This is a genomic window from Bdellovibrio sp. HCB-110, assembly GCF_047323225.1.
GTDB lineage: Bacteria > Bdellovibrionota > Bdellovibrionia > Bdellovibrionales > Bdellovibrionaceae > Bdellovibrio.
On record NZ_CP178750.1, the window covers coordinates 3,917,238 to 3,939,080 of the forward strand.

The following is a 21,843-nucleotide window of genomic DNA, read 5'->3' on the forward strand; positions in this document are numbered from 1 at the left end:
GTTTGAGGGGTGTATTTTGTCTTATCAGGTGATTGCACGCAAATGGCGTCCACAATCTTTCACTGACGTTGTCGGGCAAAATCATATTACCCAAACTCTTTCCAATGCTCTTAATAATCAACGCCTGCCTCATGCTTTGCTTTTCACAGGTCCTCGCGGAACTGGAAAAACTTCGTCTGCGCGTATCTTAGCCAAGGCTTTGCGTTGTCCGAATGCCAAAGATTTTATTCCCTGCAACGAGTGCTCTTCGTGCCAAGAAATTGCCTCTGGTGCGAGTGTCGACGTTATAGAAATCGACGGAGCTTCGAACAACGGTGTTGATGCGATTCGTGAACTTCGCGACACCGTGGCGTTCATGCCTTCCAGTGGAAAATACAAGATCTACATCATCGACGAAGTTCACATGCTTTCCACAAGTGCCTTCAACGCTTTGTTGAAGACTTTGGAAGAGCCACCTCCTCACGTGATTTTTATTATGGCGACGACAGAGGTTCACAAGATTCCTCAAACGATCTTGTCACGCTGTCAGCGTTTTGATTTTAGAAGAATCCCTACCCGTCAGATCACAGAGAGATTAAAACTCATCTGTGATCGCGAAGGCGTTCAGGCTGAAGAGGAAGCTCTTTGGGTGATCGCTCGTCAGGGTGATGGTTCTATGCGCGACTCACAAAGTTTGCTCGATCAAGTGATCACATTTGCAAACGGGCCTTTGAGTCGCACGAATGTTGTGGAAATTCTGGGGCTCACGGATCGGGCTCTTCTTTTTGAAACTTTGAACGGCCTCATTGATCGCAACTCTCAAGCTATCATGAAAGTGATTGAGAAAATTGCGGCGGCTGGTTTTGAGCCTCATTTGTTCTCTCAAGATTTGCTTGAGATGATCCGTAACTTGCTCTTGGTAAAAGTCTCTGAAACCCAAGCCGTGCAAATTCTTGAAATGCCGGATTCGGAACTTCAGGCTTTGACCGACATGTCACAACGACTTTCTGAAGAAGACATTCACATGCTCTTCGACATGGCCCTTAAGGGCGGCAGTGATATTCCTCGTGCTCAAGATCCGCGTATTGTTTTAGAGGTCACACTTTTACGAATGGCTTCTGCGCCGAAGTTGGTGGATCTAAAAACTCTTTTGCAATCAGGGTTGCAAAACGGAGCTTCCACCTCTCACAGCGCAGGTGGGGCCAGGCCCTACACTCCGCCGGTAGGTCCCGCCGTTCCGGGACATGATCGACTGCAAGAATCACAAAAAGTAATGGACGGTCCTAAGGGACTTGAAGCGATGAAGGCGGCTTTGGAAAAAGCTAAAACTTCTTCGAGTTCCGTGAGTGCAAAACCGGCGTCGCCAGCTCCAGCTGCGACGGTAAAAACCGCTCCTGCGCAACCTGCTGCACCGGCTCCGAGTGCACCAGCGGCTCCAAAAGTGGCTACAGGCGCAACTCCGACGGAAAAATGGGTTCATTTTGTTGAATTACTTCGCCAAGATGACGCTCTTTTCGCTGCGAAGGTCGAAAATTTACTTTTTGTAAAAGAAGAGGGAAAGCTTGTCAGCCTTGGCGTTCCGGTTAAATTAGCCTTCTTAAAAGAGCAAATGGCTGATGCTCAAGTGCGAAAAAAACTGCAAGGATTTATTGATTCGTACTGGGGTGCTGGGTATTCTTTTGAGGTATTAATGAGCCGCGATCAGGTCGGAGAATCCGCCCAAGCCATGCAGCAGAAAAAAGTGCAAATGGCCGAGGATGAAATTCGCAATAAGATCGCCGAAAACCCTATGGTGAAAGCCGCCCAAGATGTTTTCAAAGGGCATATCAAATCCATAGTGGAAACTAAGCGCGACAGCGCAGGGAGATAGTTATGAAAGGCATGCAAGGCGGAATGGCGCAACTGATGAAGCAAGCTAATCAGATGCAAATGAAAATGAAAAAAGCCCAAGAAGAGCTTGCGAAAAAAGAATACGAAGCAACTTCTGGCGGTGGCGCTGTAAAAGTAAAAGTGAACGGCGATCACATGATCACTTCTTTGACTATTGATCCTGAAGTTCTAAAAGCAGGCGACGTTGAAATGCTTCAAGACATGGTTATGTCTGCAACCAACGAAGCTGTTAAAGTTGCTAAAGACACCTCTGCAAAAGAGATGGAAAAAATCACTGGCGGACTAAACATCCCAGGTATGTTCTAGGCGGGCGGAAGCCCACAGTGCTTTAGCTGGAGTAGCTCTTGTTACATATTTCTGCATTAGAAAAACTAACCCACGAATTGAGTCGTCTTCCCGGCATCGGGCCTAAGACGGCTCAGCGTTTGGCGTATTTTATTCTAAAATCGCAGAGTGAATTCCCAGAGCGTTTGAGTGAAGCCCTTCTTCGCGTTAAGGCCGAGGTTCATGAATGCCCTCGTTGCTTTAACTACACGGACACAGATATCTGCCGCTATTGTGAGGACGCACACCGTTCTGACGATTCTTTGTGTATCGTGGAAGAACCCGCAGATATCATGCGCATTGAATCTTCCGGTGCTTTCCGTGGACGTTACCATGTGTTGCATGGAGCGATTTCTCCTCTGGAAGGCATTGGTCCTCAAGAATTGAAAATCAAAGAACTGATCGAGCGTATCGACGCCGGAATCGAAGGCGATGGTCCTGTTATTAAGGAAGTTATCCTCGCTTTGGATGCCGATTTAGAAGGTGATACGACAATTTTGTACCTAGCGAAGCAACTTCAAGGCAAAGGTTTGAAACTTTCTCGCATTGCCCATGGAGTTCCTATTGGCAGCGACATCGATTTCATAGATGATAGAACTATGGGTCGTGCCCTGCAAAATAGAGTGGAGCTGTAATGTCCTTTATTAACTACAATGCCAAAGAGATTCACTGCAAAGTCGTGTACTACGGTCCTTCATTGGGCGGTAAGACAACGAACATTCAGTGGGTTTATCAAAAAACGGCGGAGGATCAAAAATCCAAGCTCGTGGCATTGAATACGGACATCGAGCGCACTCTGTTCTTTGACTTCTTGCCTTTGAACGTGGGTGACATTCGTGGTTTCAAAACCCGTTTTCACCTTTATACGGTTCCAGGCCAAGTGGTTTACGATGCTTCTCGTAAATTGATCCTTAAAGGTTTGGATGGCGTCATTTTCGTAGCAGACTCGCAAATTGAGCGTATGGATGAAAACTTAGAATCCCTTCGCAATTTAGAGAGAAACTTGGAACAACAAGGCTACGACATCCGCGAAATCCCTCTTATTATGCAATACAACAAACGTGATTTGCCAAATGTGGCTTCTTTAGCTGAGCTTAGAAGCGCATTAAACCCTTATAACGCGCCTGAAATTGAAGGCTGCGCTTCGGAAGGCAAAGGCGTTTTTGAATCACTTAAGACCGTTTCTAAATCAATTATTAACGTGCTTAAAGGTGGAACGACTCTTTAGTTTCCCTCACAACCGTGTTATATGAGGCCACTCGTATTCATTTGGGTTACAATAAGCCCGAGGTTGATATGTCGTATGATATTGTTGCTGATATTCAGCGCCTGAAAAAAGAAAAGAATGCTGTGATCTTGGCTCACTATTATGAAGATGGTGATATTCAAGATGTGGCCGATTATGTCGGTGATAGTTTTTATCTCGCGAAAATGGGTCAACAAGTAAAACAAGATGTGATCCTTCTTGCTGGTGTGGTCTTCATGGCGGAAAGCGTGAAGATTTTGAATCCGACAAAGACAGTTCTTGTTCCTGATATGGAAGCAAGTTGTTCCTTAGTTAAGGGTGCGCCTTACGAAAAATACTTGGCGTGGCGCCGTCAGCATCCCGATGGAATTGCTGTGACTTACATCAACTCCAGTGCGGAAGTGAAATCTATTTCTGATGTGATCATCACGTCTTCCAATGCTCAACAAATCGTAGAGTCGATTCCTAAAGATCGTAAGATTCTTTTTGGCCCGGACCAACACTTGGGTCGTTGGCTTTCTAAGAAACTAGGTCGTGAATTTGAATTGTGGCCGGGGGCTTGTGAAGTTCACGTGCTTTTCAACGCCAAAAAATTACATGAGCTGATTGCCCAACATCCCGACGCTGTTGTGATTGCGCATCCCGAGTGCGATGAGTCTGTTTTGCAATATGCCTCTGTGATTGGTTCAACTTCCCGCCTGCTTGAAGAAGTTGAAAAAAATCCTGCGAAGAAATTTATTGTCGCAACAGAAACTGGAATCTTTCATCAGATGCAGAAAAAACGTCCGGATGTGACGTTGATTCAAGCGCCTGTGTTGGATTCAGGTTGCTCTTGCAACAACTGCCCTTACATGAAGATGAACTCCATGGAAAAGATCAAATACGCCCTTGAGTCTTTCAAACCTCAAGTGGGCTTAAGCGAAGACCTTCGCTTGAAAGCCAAAGTGTCTTTGGATCGTATGATGGATATCACAAGCGGCAAGCCTGTTACTTGGCCCGCAGAATTCACCGTTTAATTTTTCATTTGAGGAACTCGAACCATGGCTCTTTCAAAAAGCACAATCGAGTTCCTTAAAAAGTCCCTGACTCCTGATCTACAAATTTTTGCAAAGCCTGAATGGGGCAGTCAGAATCCTTCTCATCGTGAGTTGATGCGCGCAGAATTAGCTTCGGTCTTTGCCGACGAAAAATTGCACACGTCCGTTTCTCACTGCGAAGGAATGGGTGTTGTCGTGGCTTCTAACTCTGCGATCGGTGTTGATGTCGAAGTCAAAGCCCGCGTCGAAGAAAAAACGGTAGCTCGTGTGTCTTCTTCAGAAGAAGTTTTAGCAGCTCCGTCACCCGCCTCTTTGTGGAGTGCGAAAGAAGCGATTTTCAAAGCGCTTCGCTCTTATAACCAGCCGTCGGTGGTTTCAAAAATTTCTGTAGGGGCTTGGAAAAATATTGATTCTCATACTGAGACATACCGTCTTTTGAACCCGGAAATTCATGGTTCTCCCTCTGAAAATAGAGGTGTCGTGGTTCATTTTCAGGAACACGTTTACAGCTTTTTTGTTTTTCCCTCTTAACTTTGGTCTGGTCCTGCCGAAGAGTTTATTAACCAAGTGTTAATGTACTGAATTGTTAAGGTAGGTGACTAATGGGAAGTACAAAATACAACCGCAGAGTGGCTCCAAGGAAAGAAGTCTCTCCCATTCATATTTCGTATCTCACTTCACTTGATGACTTTGCAAAGATCGCAAAGAACTGTGAGATCGTAGAAGCTTCGTCAACGGGACTCTTACTCCTCATTAAACGTGATGACTTGATTCCGTCGGCTCTTCGCAAAACTTTGACTTTAGATGTTTTGATTGGCGACCGCGTCTTTATGCATCTGGAAGAAATGAATCTAGAGGTTTCCGGTGTGATCACTCGCACGCAGCTTCTGGGTAAAAAAGGTTTCTATGTGGCTGTCGATTACAGCGATGAAGCTCCCGAGTATTGGAGAGAATGCCTGATGGACCTTCTGCCAAAACCCGGAGAGCTGGACTAAGCTCTTCCCCAAATATGGATTCAAAAAAGCCCGCGGCGCAACCGTGGGCTTTTTCTTTTTAAGCGCCCTTCTTGCCTTCGAAAACTTCGGACATTTCCTGCAAGAGAGCCTTCATCTGCTCTGTTTCATCAGTCAAATTCTTGGAAAGGGCTGCGGCCTGTTCGGCGGCGGAAGCATTCTGCTGGGTCGTTTTATCAAGATCATTCATCACCGTGGCAATCTGTTGAATTCCCGCCGACTGCTCACGGCTGGCCACTGAGATTTGCTGATTCAGATCCGAAACCTGGCGAATGGATTGAACGATTTTATTTAAAACATCCCCACTGCTTTGGGCTAACGTTGTTCCGCTTTCAATGCTGTCTACACTTTCGCGAATAAGAATGGAAATATCTTTGGCTGCGGAAGCACTTCTTTGCGCCAATGTTCTGACAGCATCAGCGACAACGGCGAATCCTTTTCCCTGCTCCCCTGCACGCGCAGCCTCTACGGCCGCATTAAGCGCCAAGAGATTGGTTTGAAAAGCAATGTCATCAATCACAGTGATGATATCTTCAATTTTCTTGGAGCTTGCAGAAAGTTTTTGCATAGATTGAACCAGATTTTTTATTTCTTTCTCTCCCGCTTCCGCTTCCTTGGTACTTTGCTCAGACAACGACTCTGCCTTATGCGCACTTTCCGTGTTGTTTTTCACCATTGCCGTCAACTCTTCAATAGAAGCCACAGTTTCTTCAATTGCGGCGGCTTGCTGCACGGAAGAGTTTGAAACCACTTGAGACGCATCAGAAATATTCACGGCACCGTTAAAAGTCTTTTCAGAAGAACCTCTAAAACGAGCCAAGATATCTTTACTTGGTCTTACAGTATAAAGGAGTGTCACCACGGCCATCAATACTAAAAGAAAAACAAAGACTCCGACATTCAGCCCTGCTGTTTTAAGGACCATCCGATCTGTGGATGCCATTTGTACCGAGACAGGGACTTGAACCTCTAGAACGCCGCGAACGTCTCCCACTTTCCAATTTTTAAAAGGAGACAGTGGATGACTGTTATGACAAGCAACGCATGACTCTGACATCCGATCGGCCACAGCCACACGAACCATCGATTTTTCCGGATCATCTACATATTTTACGAATGTGGAATCAGGATTCTTTTTTAGTTCGGCAATAGCTTGAGTGGCAAACTCATCCAGTTTGCGATCTTGTCTGTTGGGAAATGGAAAATCGCTATAAAGTTTTAAAGCTCCGCCATTATTTTTCTCGCTGAACTGTTTGCTTAAGTCGTGGATCATTGTTGCCGGAAGCGGAATCACATCATCTTTACCGGCATGGTCAAACCCGACCTTGAGATCTGGTCGCGCTTTTACTTTTTTAATAACGTTCTCTGTATAGTAAGCGCGAAGAATTTTGAATTGGTCGATATTTGATTTCGCCATTTCAATACAAGACTCTACGAGAGTCTTCCCGACTTCTCTCTTTATGTACAATGTCTGAAAAACAATCGCAGCACAGAGCACAATGGAAAGTGGAAGAATGATGCGCCCAAAGAGACCCAATTTTTGAGAAAGATTTTTCATTTGCTGCCCTTAATTGTTTGCGAAAACTATTCGGGGCATTGTGAAATAAACTTAACAAGGTCTTTAGGCTAGGAGAAGTCCGTAAATCCTCTGGTGTTGAATCTTAAATATAAGTGCGCTGCTCAAAAGGAATGTGGCCGATATCTGCAAATCCCAAAAGAACCGCATCTCCTTTTTTATCAACACGAATCGTGGTGATGGAGCACTGCTGAAGATCCATTTGAATCCATTTTTTTGAATCAACTCCCAAGGCCTTACAAACCCAGTACCGAATAACATTGCCGTGAGCGACGACGACATGAGTAGACACCCCACTCTTCGGAGCTTTGAAGAGAAAATCGTAAGCTTGATCGGCTCTCTCTTTATTTTCTTTCATCGCTACACGCGAGGCCTTATCGGTCTTCGTGACTTTTTCCAATCCAGGCAAGATACCTTCGCGGAAGAAATCGCGCTTTAGCGAAGTCATCGCACATTGCTTTTCGATAAACGCGGCTGTTTCGAGTGCCCGCGGCATCGTGCTCGAATAAAGTTTTTGCGGCTTAAGATCACGCACGACTTGCGAAACGAGATGTGCTTGGGCACGCCCTAGAGCTGTCAAACGCTCCGGATCTTTTTCGTACTGAGCGTGACGGACAAAGACGATGGTTTTATAAATTTTTGGTTCTAAATCCATATTGTTTATAGTCGCAGAAGTTTTCCAAAAAGCCAGGTCAATTTGAAACCACATTCTGTGGCATATCTTCTGCAATCTCTGTTTTGGCTATTTATAGGGGGAACAAAATGAAACCACTTTTCACAATCATGCTTATATTTATTGCGGCCGCAAGCTCTGCCCAAGCGGATTCTTTCACTATCATTCGTGATGGCAAAGAGTACATGTGCTCATCAACTCAACCAAGGGATCCCAATGACGCCGTTGACTGTGTTGACGAAGCTTATCGTGGACCCTTCTCAAAAGAGGAATCTATGCGTATTTGTAGCGGCGCGACTTCGAAGGCTCCGGCTCTTTGTGCGATAGAGACTTATCGCGGTCCTTTTACTAAAGAAGAAGCCATCTCTCTTTGCCAACGTGCCACTTCAGCTACGGGACCAGTGGAATGTGCCACAGCAGCCTACCGTGGTCCCTTCAGCAAAGAAGAGTCTTTACAGCTTTGCACTCGCGGTGGAACTGCTGCGAACGCGGAATGCGCCATTAAAGCGTATCGCGGTCCTTACAGCAAAGAGGAAGCTATCCGCCTCTGCAAGGCGGAGCCTATGTTGTTAATGCGTTCTTTGAACTTGATGGAAACTTCTCCAGAAGTTCAATCGAAAATCAGATTTTTTAAAGCAAAAGTTTTGCGACTGTTTGAGTAATCAATAGCTGAGATGACGAGGGTCGCAATGCAGATTTCGCAAAACGACCCTTTCTAATTTCTTAAGCCAAGTCCACAAACGGTGGAAGACCAATTTCTGAAACCAAGACGACTGAATAATGTGGAGGCAGGAACCAACTGATCGCCTCCGCAATGCCCTGATGTTCTTTCGTCGGTGGATTTCCCAAAGACTCTAAAGAAAATGCGAGATCATAGTGTTTGCGGTCCGTGCTCATCACAAGAATGCGCGGACGATGAATGCTTTGATCAAAGAAGAATTGTTTTAAAACGTTGCGCACATATTGAGGCAAGTAGTGCGGCGCTGGAGGACCGGCGTGAAGTTCTTGTCCCTTTTGCATTTCCAAAGTTCCAACGGGAGCTTCTTCCGCAGTTCTATAGAACAAACCTGTCTCTTTAAAGTGCCAAAGCATTCCATATGTAAAAACATAATCCGGATATTGCTTCATCGGATTCACAACAAGACCCACACCTTTAAGTGCCAACCACTGCATGATTTTATTTGCAGGCTCTGTCGCTTCCGCATTGGTTTCAGCCAAAAGATACGGCCAACCATCGGGACCTTTTTGTGGGGAATCGTGCAAGAGCTTCAAATTGCTTTGCGTGATCGCCATAAAGAAGTCCACTTCCCATTGATGATCGCGTTTTTCATCAGGGACATTCACTAATTCAAGAAGGTTCATAGAGACTCCTAAAAAAAAGGCCGGGAAATAACCCAGCCTTTTTATGTCCCTTTCAGAGGGAGGTCAAGACGAAGCCCGTCGGGCCTCAAATCCTAGTATTCCTCAACGATCACGATGGTTTTATAACCACGCTCGTAACGAACACGGCCGTACTCATCAAGCTGAGCTTGACCTGTTTTCGTGCTCAAAACCGGGATTTGACCCTTATCCGCAGCAAGAACCGCAGTATGGATTTGTTGGATGTAGTTTTTGTGAACGCGAACGCAACCAGAAGAAGCTCTTGAACCTAGAGCGTATTCGCCAGCAGCTTCACCACCAGAAAGATCTGGAGGAACTTGGTGAACCGCAAGACCACGGCGGTCATTGAAGAACATCGCGTATGGCATGTGGAATTTGCTTTCACCAGAACGGTAGTTGTAACCTTCAACACGCTTGATTGTGTAAAAACCACGAGTTGTGTGTCTCCAGTGAGATTGTGTCGTGCCTTTGAAGATTTTATTGAAAACACCGCGAACCGCACCGATGTGCTCAACATCTTCACGACCTGTAGAAACTTTTGTTGAAAGCATCAATTGACGGTTTGTATAAAGACGCAAAGTCTGTTTGTTAGCCGCTTTATTAATAACGATCACGTTTGTGTATTCGTTCAAGAATGTATCACCACGGAAATAAGCGGCTTCGTTGAAAAGCTGACCGTAAGAAGCTTCATAAGAATCTTCCACCATCAAACGTCTTTCAATTTCGGCTTTAGATTGTGCGAAAGATTGAACTGAAAAAAGTGTAGCTAACAACAATATAGAGAAGACCGTCAAAAGCTGTCTCATGATTACTCCTGTCAAGATGGAGGGTTTGTAACAGAAACTTTTCACGGCACGTACAAATTTTGGGCACTGTGTAACAATTGTGTAATCTAGAAAAATCTACTCAGAACGCGACCCAAAACTCATATAACGACGAGCATTCTATTTTTGGAAAAAAGTTCACGCCCTCTTACTTGCGAGGCCAGAGATAGTTCTTCAAATAATAGACAAGAAGAGAGCCTTCATTGAGTTCGGAATCCATTTTTTCGAGGAGTTCTCTTTTATGAAAATCAGGGTACTTCGACCAGTGCATCGCGGGCTTTAAGTGATGAGCCGTGTGATAGCCGTTATTGCAGAAAAACCAGTTTTCAAAGCGGGAATGAAAATTCCGAGAGTGATTAAACTCTGACTCCAGATCGCAGCGATCGTGATTTACAAGGTTCGCCAACAATAGAAGGAAGAGTCCAAACACACAAGAAGGTATCAACCAAAATAGCGTCATGAAAGGATTGATAAAGAGCAAAATCCCCACGTAGACAACAATAAATACTCTCTCCACTTTTTGGTTTCTACGCAGTTCTTCCGGCAAATTAAGAGTCGGACGATTTTTAAACATCTCCCGAGAGCTGTTCTTTAAATACTCTAGACTGCGTAGAAAACCCGATGAGTGTTTGGTAGCGAGTTTATAGCTGGCCCAATCTTTTTCACCACTTCGATAGTGAGTATGATGATTAAACATGTGAACCGCATGCAGACGCGTTGAAGGTGAAAGAAGAATTGAAGAAATCATTCGGTCCACACATCTATTTAGAATCTGTGAGTGGAATATCCCACAGTGACGGTGGTTGTGATTAATAAGCGAGGCCTGAAGAACGAAAATCACATTGAGCAAGAAAAGAACGATCAAAACAGACGGACTGAAAATTTCTTTAGGAGAAAACATCACAATCAATTGGAAGCCCCAAGCAACGCTTAAGAAAATAAGACTGCGAATATCAGAAAGATTCTTCATAAGGAAGAACTCTCCCGGTCCGTATAAGAGCGATCATACACGTCCCACACCAACCCCACTTTCGCCAGAAACTGAATGCCCCAATAAATGGGATCAAGCTCCCACCATTTGAGGCCTGAGGCTGCAAGTTTAGGATAGGCATGATGATTGTTGTGCCAGTTTTCACCCAAAGAAAATGGCATGAGCCACCAAATATTGTAACTCTCGTCACGAGTTTCGTATCGTCTGGTTCCGAAGATGTGACAGAAGGTATTGATGATCATGGCGATATGGGCGTTCATCAACGTTGAAATCAAAAATCCCCATACAATGATCTGCATCTGAGTTGTCTGCAGAGAGGGGAAATATGTTTCAATACAGAATCCGACAAGGGCGGTAATACCTAAATACGTAATGGGCCCCAAGAAATGATATTTATTGATCCAGATAATCTCGGGGTATGACGAAAAATCCTTCATCAACGTCATATCTGTCGGTAGTGAGTCTTCTTGCAGAAGCCATCCGATGTAGGCCTTCCAAAAACCCAAAACTTTCGGCGAATGAGGGTCACCAGGTTTTTCCGCATACTTGTGATGCAGGCGATGACTGGTCGCCCACGAAAGAGGTCCCTTATGACCGGACGTCGTTCCCCAGAACGCCATCACAAACTGAAAAGCGCGGGAAGTTTTAAAACTGCGATGAGAGAAATAGCGATGATAAAATCCACCCACGGCAAAATGGCGAATATAGAAAGCCAATAATGCAAATACTATCGCTGTCCAAGACCAGCCATAAACGACAACGCCTGCAATCGCCAAAAGATGCATCGTTAAAATTCGTAGGCAATGCTTTAGGGAATACTCTTTCAAACTCGTTCCCTCTTATGCATGTTTCCGTAAATCCGACGCCCAACCGATTTTTTCAAAAATTTTGAGCATCCAATAGTGCGGATCTAGTTCATACCAGCGATGACTTGTAGTCGCACTGGCTTGATAAGCGTGATGATTGTTGTGCCAAGCTTCCCCTAAGATAAAAGGGAAAAGCCATGCATTGTTTGTACTTTTATCCGTGGTCTCATGAGCACGATAACCCATCCCATAGTGGCAACCCCAGGAATTTACCAAGAAGATCGCATTATGAAGAAGCATCACTCGAAAGAAACCTCCCCAGAAAACCCCGCGAATAAATCCGTCCCAAGACCCCAGCATGGCGGCTTCAATAAATCCTGGAATGATCACACCGATAACGCCCACTAAAACATGGTAGCGCTGCCACTTTACAAGTCGTGTGTTTTGATAAAGATCCGGTGTGTATTTTTTAATGAGCGAAAGAATTTTTAAATCAAAAATCCAATACACATGCGAATGCCAGAAACCTTCCCAGAAATTCAGAGCACGCCCCTCTTTAAACCAGGGAGAATGAGGATCTTCTTCTCTGTCGCTGTATTGGTGGTGCTTTCTGTGAACCGCAGCCCATGTTAAAGCCGGAGTTTGGAAAGCAATTCCAGAAGTCAGAAATAAGATGAACTCAAAAAACGGTGTGGCCTTAAAAGCCTTGTGAGAAAAATAGCGATGATTTGCAACTGAGATCCCAAACAAAGCAATTTGGTAGAAAATCACAAGAACAAAAATATCCTGCCAAACCAAAGGTTTTTGCAAAACAAAGATCCCCAGTCCCACACACAAAAGGGCCGGTATTAGAAGAGCCTTTGCAAACGTCGGCTTTATATCGAGAATCTGATCTTTGTTCAGTTGACTTAATTCCATCGCTTATAGAATCCTAACAGAGGATTATTATGAAAGCTCAGAAAAAATCAGTCACCTCTTGGGACGCTTCTTTTTTTAAAGATTTTGTTGCACTGAGAAATCGTCTTTACGCTTCTCATCCTGATTTTATTTCCGAAGATCTTTCTGACCTTGAGCTTTATCTTGGAAACGGTTCCTACTTCACAGACAAAATGGACTGGACAGCGGTTCTAATCGAAGGAACAGGACGCTATTTGCTCTCCATGAGTCCTTCCGCAGAATCACTTTATCTAGGTTATTTTGAATGCGAGGGAAACGAAGAGTCTTTGCGCCAAAGTATTTGGACGGATATCGCCGCTTATAAACAGAAATATCCACAGCTTAAAAATGTGATCGGCCCCATTCAGGGAACACTTTTCGCGGGATATCGTTTTCGCGAACCGACGGCCGAAGCTCGCTTCCTCGGAGAATCCCTGCACCGCGATAGTTATCCTGAGTTGTGGAAAAAATGGGGTTTCCAAGTGGGAGAATATTGGGACTCTTACAATTTTGAACCGCAAGTCGGTTACGATTTCTTTAAGGCCGTTGAACAAAAGCTGGAAGGTTTTTGGAAAGACCCAAAAATCACCACGCGCTCCTTAGATCTAAAAAACTGGGATAAGGAGATTGAAGAAGTCTTCAAAATCACCATGGAAGCTTATAATTTGACGGGCACGAACGACGAGATTGATTTTACGATTTTTAAAAAGATCTCTGAGAAAATGAAGCCCCTGCTAAAACCTCGGCATGTGAAAATGCTCGAATACGATGGCAGAGTTGTCGGATTCACTATTTGTTACCCGGACATTCAAGAAAGCATTCGCAGCTACAATAAAAGAAAATCTTTCTGTCCCGCGTGGCTCAACAAGCTCCTGCTTTTCGCGAGCATTCAATTGAGAAAGCATCCTCTGCTTTTAGTGTATATCGCCAAACGCAAAGACTGTCCCATCAAGTGGGCTATGGCAAAAATTGCCAGTGCGATGATTACAGGAGTCAGTCCTCAAGATTATCCTCTGGTGATTTCCGCTCTGAATGCGGAGTCTTCAGGAAGCAGGGCCTCACTCCCCGACCGGAAGACCCTGCACTCCAGACACTTTTTGATGACCTTGGCTCTTACGTAAAGGCAAGTACCACAACACGGCTCCCAATAAAATCACGGGTGCTGAAGTGAGAACTCCGATTCGTAAGTCCCCACTGACATCTGAAATTTTCCCGATCAATGGCGCGCTTAAAGCATCACCCAAGATATGACTTAGGAAAATTTGGAAAGCCATGGCGAAGCTCGCTTGCGACGCAGACACTGAATGAAGTGTCGCAATCGTCGCGGGACTGTTTGAAATAAAAAAGAAGAACTGAGTTAAAGAAATCCAAATCACCAGTTCAGGAATAGACGTTGAATAAAACGCCATCACGAACGGCACAAAGGCGATTGCTAAAGAAATCGCGCTTACTTCCAGATAAGAACCACCTTTTTCTTTTTTCCAACGGTCCGCGATAATTCCGCCAACCCAGGTACCAAGAAGACCAAAACCAATTGCAGCTCCACCAAAAATCATATTGGCCATGCTAAGGCTGACCTGATGTTGTTTTTCAATATAGGTTGGCATCCAGTGTGTCACTCCGCCAGCGACATAAGTGTAAGCCGCATAGCCAAGTGCCAAGAGCATGTACTGCGAGTTGGAAAGCAGAGATTTGAATTCATCTTTGATACTGATCTTTTGAACTGGAATGCGATCTTCTGAAGCCGTGGTAAAGAAAAATACCAGACTCATCAAAAGAGCCGGAGCGCCCATCACTAGATAAGCGGATCTCCATCCATATCCATCCGTCAGAAAACCACCACCGACAAATCCCAACGCCATTCCCAACGGCAAAGCCGAAGTGAAAAGTGCCATCAAACGCCCTCGGGAATTCACAGGGCAGAGATGATGAACAACAGCCGGAGCCACAGCGGCAAAAGCGGCCTCCCCGACTCCTAAAAGAGAGCGGCATGCAAGAAGCTGATAATAGTTTTGGCAGAATGCCGTTAGAACCGCAGCCGAACTCCATAACAAAGTTCCCAGCTTAAGAATATGAATGCGGTTGGTGCGATCAGCGCGATAAGCAAGAATCAGGGAAAAGACAACGTAAGGAATGACGAAGGAAGAAAAAAGAATTCCTCCTTGAAAGTCGCTTAAAGAAAAATCCGCCTTCACTTTGCTAAGTGAGGCGGACATCAAAAAACGGTCCACGTAATTAAATAAATTCAGGACCGTAAGAATAAGAACAAATCTAAAAGTCATTATCTTGTGATGTTTAACCAGCTGCCACCAGAGTGAGAAAGCACTCTGACAGATTTAAATACGTCATCGTTCTTTTTAATGCTTGGGAAATAGGTCGTGTAGGCAGCGACGTTCCAGTTTTCAGGGCTGCCTTCAGCATAGTTTCTGTACGTCAAAGGTTTTGTGTCACCTTTTGCATCTACAACCGCATTGCGAGTCACTTTGCTGCGAGTATCAAAACCTGTTGGCAAGAACACTTTAAGATCTTTTGGTGGCTTATTGAAGAAATCTGCATAACGGATTTCAATCACTTCACCAGTCACAGCACTTCTCATTTTTTCTGAAGAATCAGAAGCCACAACACGGTAAAGAAGCTCAAGGTTCTGCTCTACGTCTTGTCTGTTCACTCTCCAGTAACCAGAATCAACTGCGTAGAGATTTTCGTTTTTACGAGAATCAGAGCTTCCTTGCCATGCCGACCAAGCGTGAGCCACCGCCCAGCGAGACGCGTGCAATGAAGATTTCATCCAAGCTTCCCCATCCGGAAGAAGAGTTCCGATTTGCGGGTACTTGTTGATTGTGTTTGTGATTTTTCTTGCAGAAACACCGTCAACTTGGCTCAAGAAACCATCAATACCGTATAGTTTTCCCAGATCACGAGAAAGATCAATAGATCCTCTGATATTGTAAGCTCTTAGGAAAGACAAGCTTGCAACCGAAGTCATCATCGCAGAACGAACCATGGATTTTTCAAGTTCGCCGATCAAACGGAAACGGTTCACGCCGTCTTTGAAAGAGTCCGGACCGAAACTGAAGCGTTGATCCCAAACCACAGGCTCAGAAAGATTCAATTTGCCCATACGCTCGTCCGCCTTCAAGATCTGCTCACGAAGAGGACCTGCAAGCCAGCCTTGAATGTCTGCTTCATCATTGAAAACAGAAACAAGCTTTCCGTTCACATAATAAGGAGACATGAAGAATTCTTCCACCACAGCCATATTGTCTTGAGGAAGATAAATACGGAAATTCGTCGCCGTGTCTTTGGCTACCGTCAATACAGCAGAGTGAACACCGCGAGAGCGTTTTTCAAAGACAGATCTGGCACGGTAAACAAAACCTCTCAAAGACTGAGCAGGAATGATTTGTGCCGCAAAAAATTTCGCGTCCGTCGGAAGCGTTTCATATTTTGCATCAAGATCTGAAAGCATCTGAGCCATTTCATCAGATGTTTTAATTTTGAAGAAAGTATCACGAATATTGCGAAGCTCGGGGCTCATTTGCGCTTCAGTCAAACCACCGGCTTGCGCTGGTGAACGACGGCTTTCAGATTTTTCAATGATTTGTTTCAGCGTTGGAACCGCCACATCGGGAGTTGCAACAACCGGCGCTGTCGGAGCCGCCGCGCTTAATTTTTTGAAGTAGCTCAGATCTTGACCCTTAGGAGCTGCGGCTTGAACGGCGATCCCTGCCGACAAAGCTGCCGCCAAAACTGCAACAGACAACGTTCTCATTTATTCCTCCAAGTTTGTTTACCAAATTAGGATAAGCGAGTTAGAAAGTATTTGTCGATTGAGAAAATGAGAAGGTTCAGGGATTATTAGTAGATGACGTCTATCTGTAGGAAATCTCTTCGGCTCTTTCACTTTTGGCTGCTGCAATGCCAGAGAGCTCTTCTGCGTCATCCACGAAAAATATTCATTCTCGCCGTGGTGCTTTTTGCCACCTGTCTTGTCTCTGCCACTCGTCTTCAAGTTGGTATTCGCGCTGAGGACTGGCTAGACCAAAGGCTTGATAGCACAAAGCTCTACTTAGAAATGAAAGAGACCTTTGGTTCTGAGGACAAACTCTCTTGGATCGTTCCGTCCTCGTGGAGTCATTCAGATTTTTGCAAACTACAATCACGTCATTTCAAATGGTCTGTGGAAGAAGATCACCTAGAGAAAATTTCTTCGCTCTTTGAATTACGTAAACCTCTCTATAATAGAGACGACGAAACTTTGATTTATCCGCGCGAGCTTGCTGACAACTGTCAATTTTCGGAGGCCGACCTTTCACAATTAGTAAAGCATCCATTGACCGATTCACTGAGCATCCAGCCGGGAAAAGATCTGCTTTTCAACTTCACGTTTCGTGAACTGGAAGAACCGACAAAGTGGGGAAAAACAGATTTTGCCCATGTCGAAAAATGGATTTCCCATCTAAAAACATTGGAGCCCTCAAGTCTTTTTGGAGGCTCGCTGTTTTTTCAAGAAAGCACAAAGCAAGGAATTCTGTGGGCGAGCAAGCTCAATATTCTCACGGCCCTTCTGATTGCTCTTTGTTGTAAGTTCTTTTTAGGCACTTGGCTAAGCGGAATCATTTTAGTCAGTCTGATTGTTTTTACGACGAGCGTACTGCAAACAGGCATGACACTCAGAGGAAACGTCGCAGATCCTCTGTCGTCGAGCATTTTCGTCATTATGACTATTGCGATTGTCGAAGACTTCTTTTTTTCCTTCTTCTTTTCCCGCACACAAAAAGTCCGACTGCGAACAGCCTTACGCCGCATGAGCCTTCCCAGTTTTTTCACAAGTTTGACAACGGCAATTGGCTTGGGCTCCCTTGCAACCTCTGACAATATGAGCGTTCAGAATTTAGGTTTTTGGACAGGTGTTGGCGCCATGGTGGAGTGGGCTTTGGTTTATCTACTTTTGCCATCAGCGTGCAAAGTATTTCCTAAATTGGATGAACTAGCTTGGCGAGGAAAGATTTTTTTACCAAATTGGTTTCGCTCCATTGGAAGTTTTAGTCCTTCACGCAAAATGGTGATCGTTCTTACTTTGCCATTGGCTTTGATCTTTTTTACGTATGATAAGGTCAATATCAACTACACGCCTTTTGACATGTTTCCTTCGTCCCATCCGCTGTTGCAATTCAGGGATTACGTAAAAACGCAAAGAAGCTTTGAAGGTGACGTCAGTCTGATTTTCAATCACGAAAACCTCACGACCGAAGATTCTAAGCTCATTGAAGAAGTTGCAAAACATCCTCTGGTGGCGTCTTATAAAAACCCCCTTAAGATGACGGAAGATATGATGCCTCAAGACGCCGACTCAGCGTTAAAGCGCATGATTGAATCTGAAATCAAGGAAACAACCAGCCTTAAAGATTTTCAACAGAACGGGAAAAGTCGCGCGATTCTTTTTATCAAAGAATACGACATGCAATCGCTGGATGCGCTCACCCAATACGCTGATAAAGTCTGTGCGGGCCGCTGCTATTTGAGTGGCGAGATCGTGGCCTTTAAAGATTATGCGCTTTCCATGCTAAAGACTTTGTATTCGAGTTTTATTCTGTCGTTGGCAACGGTGTCTCTTTTATTGGCTTTGCTTTCTATTGCCGTCAGTGGCCGCGTCTTTTGGCCTCTGATTCTTTCGTCCGTGTGGGCGCCACTGATGTTGATGATTTTCGTCAGCGTCTTTCAAATCAAGATCAACGTAGTCACATGTCTTGCTTTGGATTTAATGATTGGTCTTTCAGGCGATAACGCCATTCAATTCCTGCTTTTTGATAGAAAAGGTCGATGGAAAAAAGGCCACACAGAACTTCTCCCCGTGGGCCTTATGATTGTGACGACAATTGCGTTGATCAGTCTTGTTTTGCTTCTGTCTTACTTTAGAACTGCACGCATCCTAAGTGGACTCATGGAGTTCGGCGCCTTGCTGATGCTGATTGGCGATCTGTGGATTCTCAACTACTTCACGGAGGTAAAAGAAGCGGATTCCCAGGGCTGCAAGCAAGAAACCTCCAACAATATCGGCAATGTGATGTTGGCGAGTGAACACGACGGACGCGGCAATTCCTAACATCCAGATTGAAACGACAGCGAAAAGCCACTTTTTATTTCTGTGAGTTTCTAAAACTGCAAAAAATGCCAATGCTGAAAAAGTCACATGAAGTGACGGCACAAGGTTGTGCGGCTTATCGAGCGTGTGAATATTCTGGAAGATTTCACGAAATGGCGACTCTAGAGGAATAATGCGTTCAAAACCCAATTGCGTCGGGAACAGAATGAAAATCGCCGCCGCTCCAAAAAGAGTGACCAGGTTTGTTTGACAGTATCTTTTAAGTCGATCTGCATCGCACATAAAGAGAGGCAAAAAGATGACAATGTTGAGGCTTAAATAAAGCCACACGAACTCTTGAATAAATGGAGCTTGGGTTTCCCATACAAAATACCAAGAGTAATGATTCGCACTTTGAGCTGCGATATAGTTCGTGAGCCCATAGACCAAGGGAAAGCCCAATAAAGCCGCAGTGCCCCAGGTGAGGAAGACCCACAGTCTTTTTTTGTCAGGTAGTGAAAACAGAGGAAATGGTTTTTCTTTTGGATGTGTCATGCTTAAATATTATTCATGAAAGAAATCGTGCAAATCAACCGTAAAGATTTTCCTATCCCTGGAACGCTTAATATCGTCATTACGGTTGTCACCGTCGCCGTGTGCCTTGGAATTCTTTATTGGACACAACAACAAACCACGTGGTGGCTGTTCGTTTTAGGCGCGATCGCGTTTTCTTTTGCAAACAATACGGCGTTCTCGTTATTGCATGAAGCAACTCACGGAATTCTTCATAAGAATCGCCGAATCAATAACAACCTCGGCCGTGTGGTCGCTGCTCTTTTCCCAACATCATTTACTATGCAACAGCTTTATCACTTGGGACATCACCGTCGTAATCGCACGGATGCCGAGATGTTTGACCTTTACTATCCGGGCGACAACATCGCGATGAAAAGATTTGTGATCTATGGAACTGTATTCGGGATTTATTGGTCTTCGCCGTTTATTTCTTGCTTGTTCTTTTTAGTGAATCCGAAATTAGTTTTGAGTTCTGAATTCAAGGATTCAAAATTGATGCAGGCGTTGAGTGCGGATCATATGCTCGGCGGCCTTGATAAGGCCATGGTCAAAACAGGTGTGGTTCGTGCTGAGATTATTTTCACGATTCTTTTTCAAGCCGCGATCATTTATTTTCTCGGTTTATCTTGGGGCACTTGGCTTGCTTGTTACTGGGCGTTTAGCATCAATTGGGGCTCTTTGCAGTATGCCGATCATGTCGGAGCCAAGCGCGATATTCGTGAAGGCGCTTGGAATCTCAAGGTGAATCCAATCATGCAAAAAGTCTTTTTGAATTACCATCTGCATTTGGTTCACCACCGCTATCCGAATCTCCCATGGATTCATCTTCCCAAGAAGCTTGATAAAAATGATCCGATGCCAAGTTTTACATCTAAATTGTGGGAGTTTCTATCAGGTCCCCGTTTGGCGACAGAACCTTCACCGACATTGGATAAATCATTTGAAGCCGTGATTTTCGACGGAACGATGCTTGAAAGAAAAACGGCTCAAGAAAATTAATTCTTGAGCCGATTAAGACTAAACTTTTTTCGCGAACTGAACGTCCAAAGAAATTGCGACGTCGTCCCCAACAAGAACGCCACCTGCTTCCAGAGCCGCATTCCAGGACAAACCAAAATCTTTGCGTTTGATTTTCGTCGTCGCTGAAATACCAATCTTGATGTTTCCATAAGGATCTTTCATTTCTGCTGACGGACCTTCAACATCCAATACGACTTCTTTTGTGACTCCGTGAATGGTTAGATCACCTGTCACTTTTAAATCATCCCCGTCTCTTTCAACTTTTTTAGATTTAAAATTTATTGTTGGATACTTTTCCACATCAAAGAAGTCAGCACTCTTTAAGTGCCCATCTCTTTGTGCTTCACGGGTATTAATGCTAGCAGCATCAATGCTCGCTTCAATGTATGATTTTGTGACATCAGAAGCATCGTATTGAAGCGTGCCGGAAAGCTTCTCAAAACCGCCGTGAACTTTTGCGATCATCATGTGTTTAATAGAAAAGTTCGCGCTTGAGTGTGCTGTATCAATTTGCCAGGTCGTAGACATAAGTTCCTCCTAAAGGAAGTGTTATCGATGAACCTAGAATCGCATGAATTTCATTGTTGCAGAAGGATACAGTAATGCAAAACATTGTTGCATTTTTGTATCCCCACAAAACCTAGGTATTTGACTGGAGGAAGCGACTACGGACTCTGGCGTAAAATGGGACGGTGTATTTAAAAATAATGTGAGCAATATCAGACCAACGGATATCCGCAATGCAGGCCAGCTCCACACCTTCGTGGTAGCGAGGATTTTTTTCTAAGAAAAATCGCACATCCGGATTACTCATATCACGATCGGTAGGGACAGCCATTTGATCTTTCACTCTTCCCATCGACTTTCCAAAATCGATCAAGGACGTCTCTGTTCGATAATTCTCTGCGAATTTTCCTTTATAGAAAGCATGCTTTACCGGTGCTAAATCATTCGGGATTGCTCCCGCTAAAGAAGGATACGAACGCGGGAAATTTCGTCGCATCAGCATATAGGTTTTAAAACCCTTACTAATTAGCATCCAATACAATGGCGAAAATGGATGACGCAAACGAGTTAAAAACAAAATGCGCGTGAATGCAGATTGCAGAGTGCGAGAGCCCCAGTAATCACTGTCCACAACAGTGTCCCCGGAATAAATAACTCTTCCGCCCACAGGAAGTTCACGAATTAATACCGTGCTAAAACCAAATAAAAATGGCTCAGGAGATTTACTCTGGTCCCAGAGCATAATGACACTGGTTTTTTCCGAGAGATCGGAATTAAAACGCTCAAACTCCACGTCAAAATAATATTTTCCGAAGAGATCGAACATACGACGACGAAGTTCAGTGTTAATTTGTGATACTGGAAGCAACGTATAATTCAAATTCATAAAATACCTGACTTGGATATAAACACCCCGTAATTCCCTTGTAAAGCCACACTTCGCTATGGGAAGCTAATTTATCGAATTTTGACGTGAGGGA

Annotated in this window: 22 protein-coding genes; 10 read left to right on the top strand and 12 right to left on the bottom strand. The window is 44.5% G+C overall.

The window, feature by feature from the left end; genetic code table 11:
• The first annotated feature begins 16 nt into the window (after positions 1-16).
• The 7 genes from dnaX (at position 17) to ACL934_RS18755 (ending at position 5,471) form a co-directional block, all read left to right on the top strand.
• A complete protein-coding gene (dnaX, locus tag ACL934_RS18725; RefSeq protein WP_413612770.1) occupies positions 17-1,849 on the top strand; it encodes a DNA polymerase III subunit gamma/tau in 1,833 nt (610 codons plus the stop codon).
• Between the two features lie 2 nt (positions 1,850-1,851).
• Positions 1,852-2,175 carry a YbaB/EbfC family nucleoid-associated protein gene (locus ACL934_RS18730; RefSeq protein ID WP_413612771.1) on the top strand — a complete coding sequence of 108 codons (324 nt, stop codon included), beginning with the start codon at positions 1,852-1,854 and terminating at the stop codon, positions 2,173-2,175.
• Between the two features lie 38 nt (positions 2,176-2,213).
• Positions 2,214-2,828, top strand: a complete 615-nt coding sequence (gene recR / locus ACL934_RS18735) for a recombination mediator RecR (RefSeq protein ID WP_374076110.1) — start codon at positions 2,214-2,216, stop codon at positions 2,826-2,828.
• Positions 2,828-3,421, top strand: a complete 594-nt coding sequence (locus tag ACL934_RS18740; RefSeq protein ID WP_063205482.1) for a GTP-binding protein — start codon at positions 2,828-2,830, stop codon at positions 3,419-3,421. The genes recR and ACL934_RS18740 overlap by 1 nt, the downstream gene beginning before the upstream one ends.
• Positions 3,422-3,489: 68 nt before the next feature.
• Positions 3,490-4,455, top strand: coding sequence for a quinolinate synthase NadA (nadA, locus tag ACL934_RS18745; RefSeq protein WP_374076111.1), 966 nt, complete (start codon positions 3,490-3,492; stop codon positions 4,453-4,455).
• Between the two features lie 24 nt (positions 4,456-4,479).
• On the top strand, positions 4,480-5,007 hold the full coding sequence (locus ACL934_RS18750; protein WP_413612772.1) for a 4'-phosphopantetheinyl transferase family protein: 528 nt from the start codon (positions 4,480-4,482) through the stop codon (positions 5,005-5,007).
• Between the two features lie 71 nt (positions 5,008-5,078).
• Positions 5,079-5,471, top strand: coding sequence for a hypothetical protein (locus ACL934_RS18755; RefSeq protein ID WP_413612773.1), 393 nt, complete (start codon positions 5,079-5,081; stop codon positions 5,469-5,471).
• A 58-nt stretch (positions 5,472-5,529) separates the two neighbouring features.
• On the opposite strand, the gene ACL934_RS18760 is transcribed toward ACL934_RS18755, so the two are convergent.
• Complete coding sequence (locus tag ACL934_RS18760; RefSeq protein WP_413612774.1) at positions 5,530-7,047, bottom strand: methyl-accepting chemotaxis protein; 1,518 nt, start codon at positions 7,045-7,047, stop codon at positions 5,530-5,532.
• Between the two features lie 103 nt (positions 7,048-7,150).
• Positions 7,151-7,774, bottom strand: coding sequence for a histidine phosphatase family protein (locus tag ACL934_RS18765; protein ID WP_413612775.1), 624 nt, complete (start codon positions 7,772-7,774; stop codon positions 7,151-7,153).
• A gap of 53 nt (positions 7,775-7,827) precedes the next feature.
• On the opposite strand from ACL934_RS18765, the gene ACL934_RS18770 reads away from it, so the two are divergent.
• Positions 7,828-8,400 (top strand): hypothetical protein, encoded by a 573-nt coding sequence (locus tag ACL934_RS18770; protein ID WP_413612776.1) that lies wholly within the window; start codon positions 7,828-7,830, stop codon positions 8,398-8,400.
• Between the two features lie 61 nt (positions 8,401-8,461).
• On the opposite strand, the gene ACL934_RS18775 is transcribed toward ACL934_RS18770, so the two are convergent.
• The 5 genes from ACL934_RS18775 to ACL934_RS18795 all read right to left on the bottom strand — a co-directional run bounded on the left by ACL934_RS18775 (position 8,462) and on the right by ACL934_RS18795 (position 12,657).
• Positions 8,462-9,100 carry a hypothetical protein gene (locus tag ACL934_RS18775; RefSeq protein ID WP_374076120.1) on the bottom strand — a complete coding sequence of 213 codons (639 nt, stop codon included), beginning with the start codon at positions 9,098-9,100 and terminating at the stop codon, positions 8,462-8,464.
• Positions 9,101-9,192: 92 nt separating this feature from the next.
• Positions 9,193-9,924 carry a L,D-transpeptidase gene (locus ACL934_RS18780; protein ID WP_413612777.1) on the bottom strand — a complete coding sequence of 244 codons (732 nt, stop codon included), beginning with the start codon at positions 9,922-9,924 and terminating at the stop codon, positions 9,193-9,195.
• A 166-nt stretch (positions 9,925-10,090) separates the two neighbouring features.
• On the bottom strand, positions 10,091-10,912 hold the full coding sequence (locus ACL934_RS18785) for a fatty acid desaturase family protein (protein WP_413612778.1): 822 nt from the start codon (positions 10,910-10,912) through the stop codon (positions 10,091-10,093).
• Complete coding sequence (locus ACL934_RS18790; protein WP_413612779.1) at positions 10,909-11,760, bottom strand: acyl-CoA desaturase; 852 nt, start codon at positions 11,758-11,760, stop codon at positions 10,909-10,911. Before ACL934_RS18790 ends, ACL934_RS18785 begins: the two co-directional genes overlap by 4 nt.
• Positions 11,761-11,772: 12 nt before the next feature.
• Positions 11,773-12,657: an acyl-CoA desaturase gene (locus ACL934_RS18795; RefSeq protein ID WP_413612780.1), complete on the bottom strand. Its 885-nt coding sequence runs from the start codon at positions 12,655-12,657 to the stop codon at positions 11,773-11,775.
• A gap of 29 nt (positions 12,658-12,686) precedes the next feature.
• On the opposite strand from ACL934_RS18795, the gene ACL934_RS18800 reads away from it, so the two are divergent.
• Positions 12,687-13,796: a hypothetical protein gene (locus ACL934_RS18800; RefSeq protein WP_374076129.1), complete on the top strand. Its 1,110-nt coding sequence runs from the start codon at positions 12,687-12,689 to the stop codon at positions 13,794-13,796.
• Here ACL934_RS18800 and ACL934_RS18805 read toward each other — a convergent pair.
• From ACL934_RS18805 to ACL934_RS18815, 3 genes are all read right to left on the bottom strand, one after another.
• Complete coding sequence (locus ACL934_RS18805; RefSeq protein WP_413612781.1) at positions 13,734-14,957, bottom strand: spinster family MFS transporter; 1,224 nt, start codon at positions 14,955-14,957, stop codon at positions 13,734-13,736. The genes ACL934_RS18800 and ACL934_RS18805 overlap by 63 nt on opposite strands.
• Complete coding sequence (locus ACL934_RS18810; protein WP_374076133.1) at positions 14,957-16,447, bottom strand: hypothetical protein; 1,491 nt, start codon at positions 16,445-16,447, stop codon at positions 14,957-14,959. The genes ACL934_RS18805 and ACL934_RS18810 overlap by 1 nt, the downstream gene beginning before the upstream one ends.
• Positions 16,448-18,607: 2,160 nt before the next feature.
• Positions 18,608-19,315: a phosphatase PAP2 family protein gene (locus tag ACL934_RS18815; RefSeq protein ID WP_413612782.1), complete on the bottom strand. Its 708-nt coding sequence runs from the start codon at positions 19,313-19,315 to the stop codon at positions 18,608-18,610.
• Between the two features lie 15 nt (positions 19,316-19,330).
• On the opposite strand from ACL934_RS18815, the gene ACL934_RS18820 reads away from it, so the two are divergent.
• A complete protein-coding gene (locus tag ACL934_RS18820) occupies positions 19,331-20,335 on the top strand; it encodes a fatty acid desaturase family protein (RefSeq protein ID WP_413612783.1) in 1,005 nt (334 codons plus the stop codon).
• A gap of 18 nt (positions 20,336-20,353) precedes the next feature.
• Here the strand turns inward: ACL934_RS18820 and ACL934_RS18825 are convergent, their stop codons facing one another.
• Both ACL934_RS18825 and ACL934_RS18830 read right to left on the bottom strand, forming a co-directional pair.
• Complete coding sequence (locus ACL934_RS18825; RefSeq protein WP_413612784.1) at positions 20,354-20,884, bottom strand: YceI family protein; 531 nt, start codon at positions 20,882-20,884, stop codon at positions 20,354-20,356.
• A 112-nt stretch (positions 20,885-20,996) separates the two neighbouring features.
• A complete protein-coding gene (locus ACL934_RS18830; RefSeq protein WP_413612785.1) occupies positions 20,997-21,749 on the bottom strand; it encodes a hypothetical protein in 753 nt (250 codons plus the stop codon).
• Positions 21,750-21,843 lie beyond the last annotated feature (94 nt).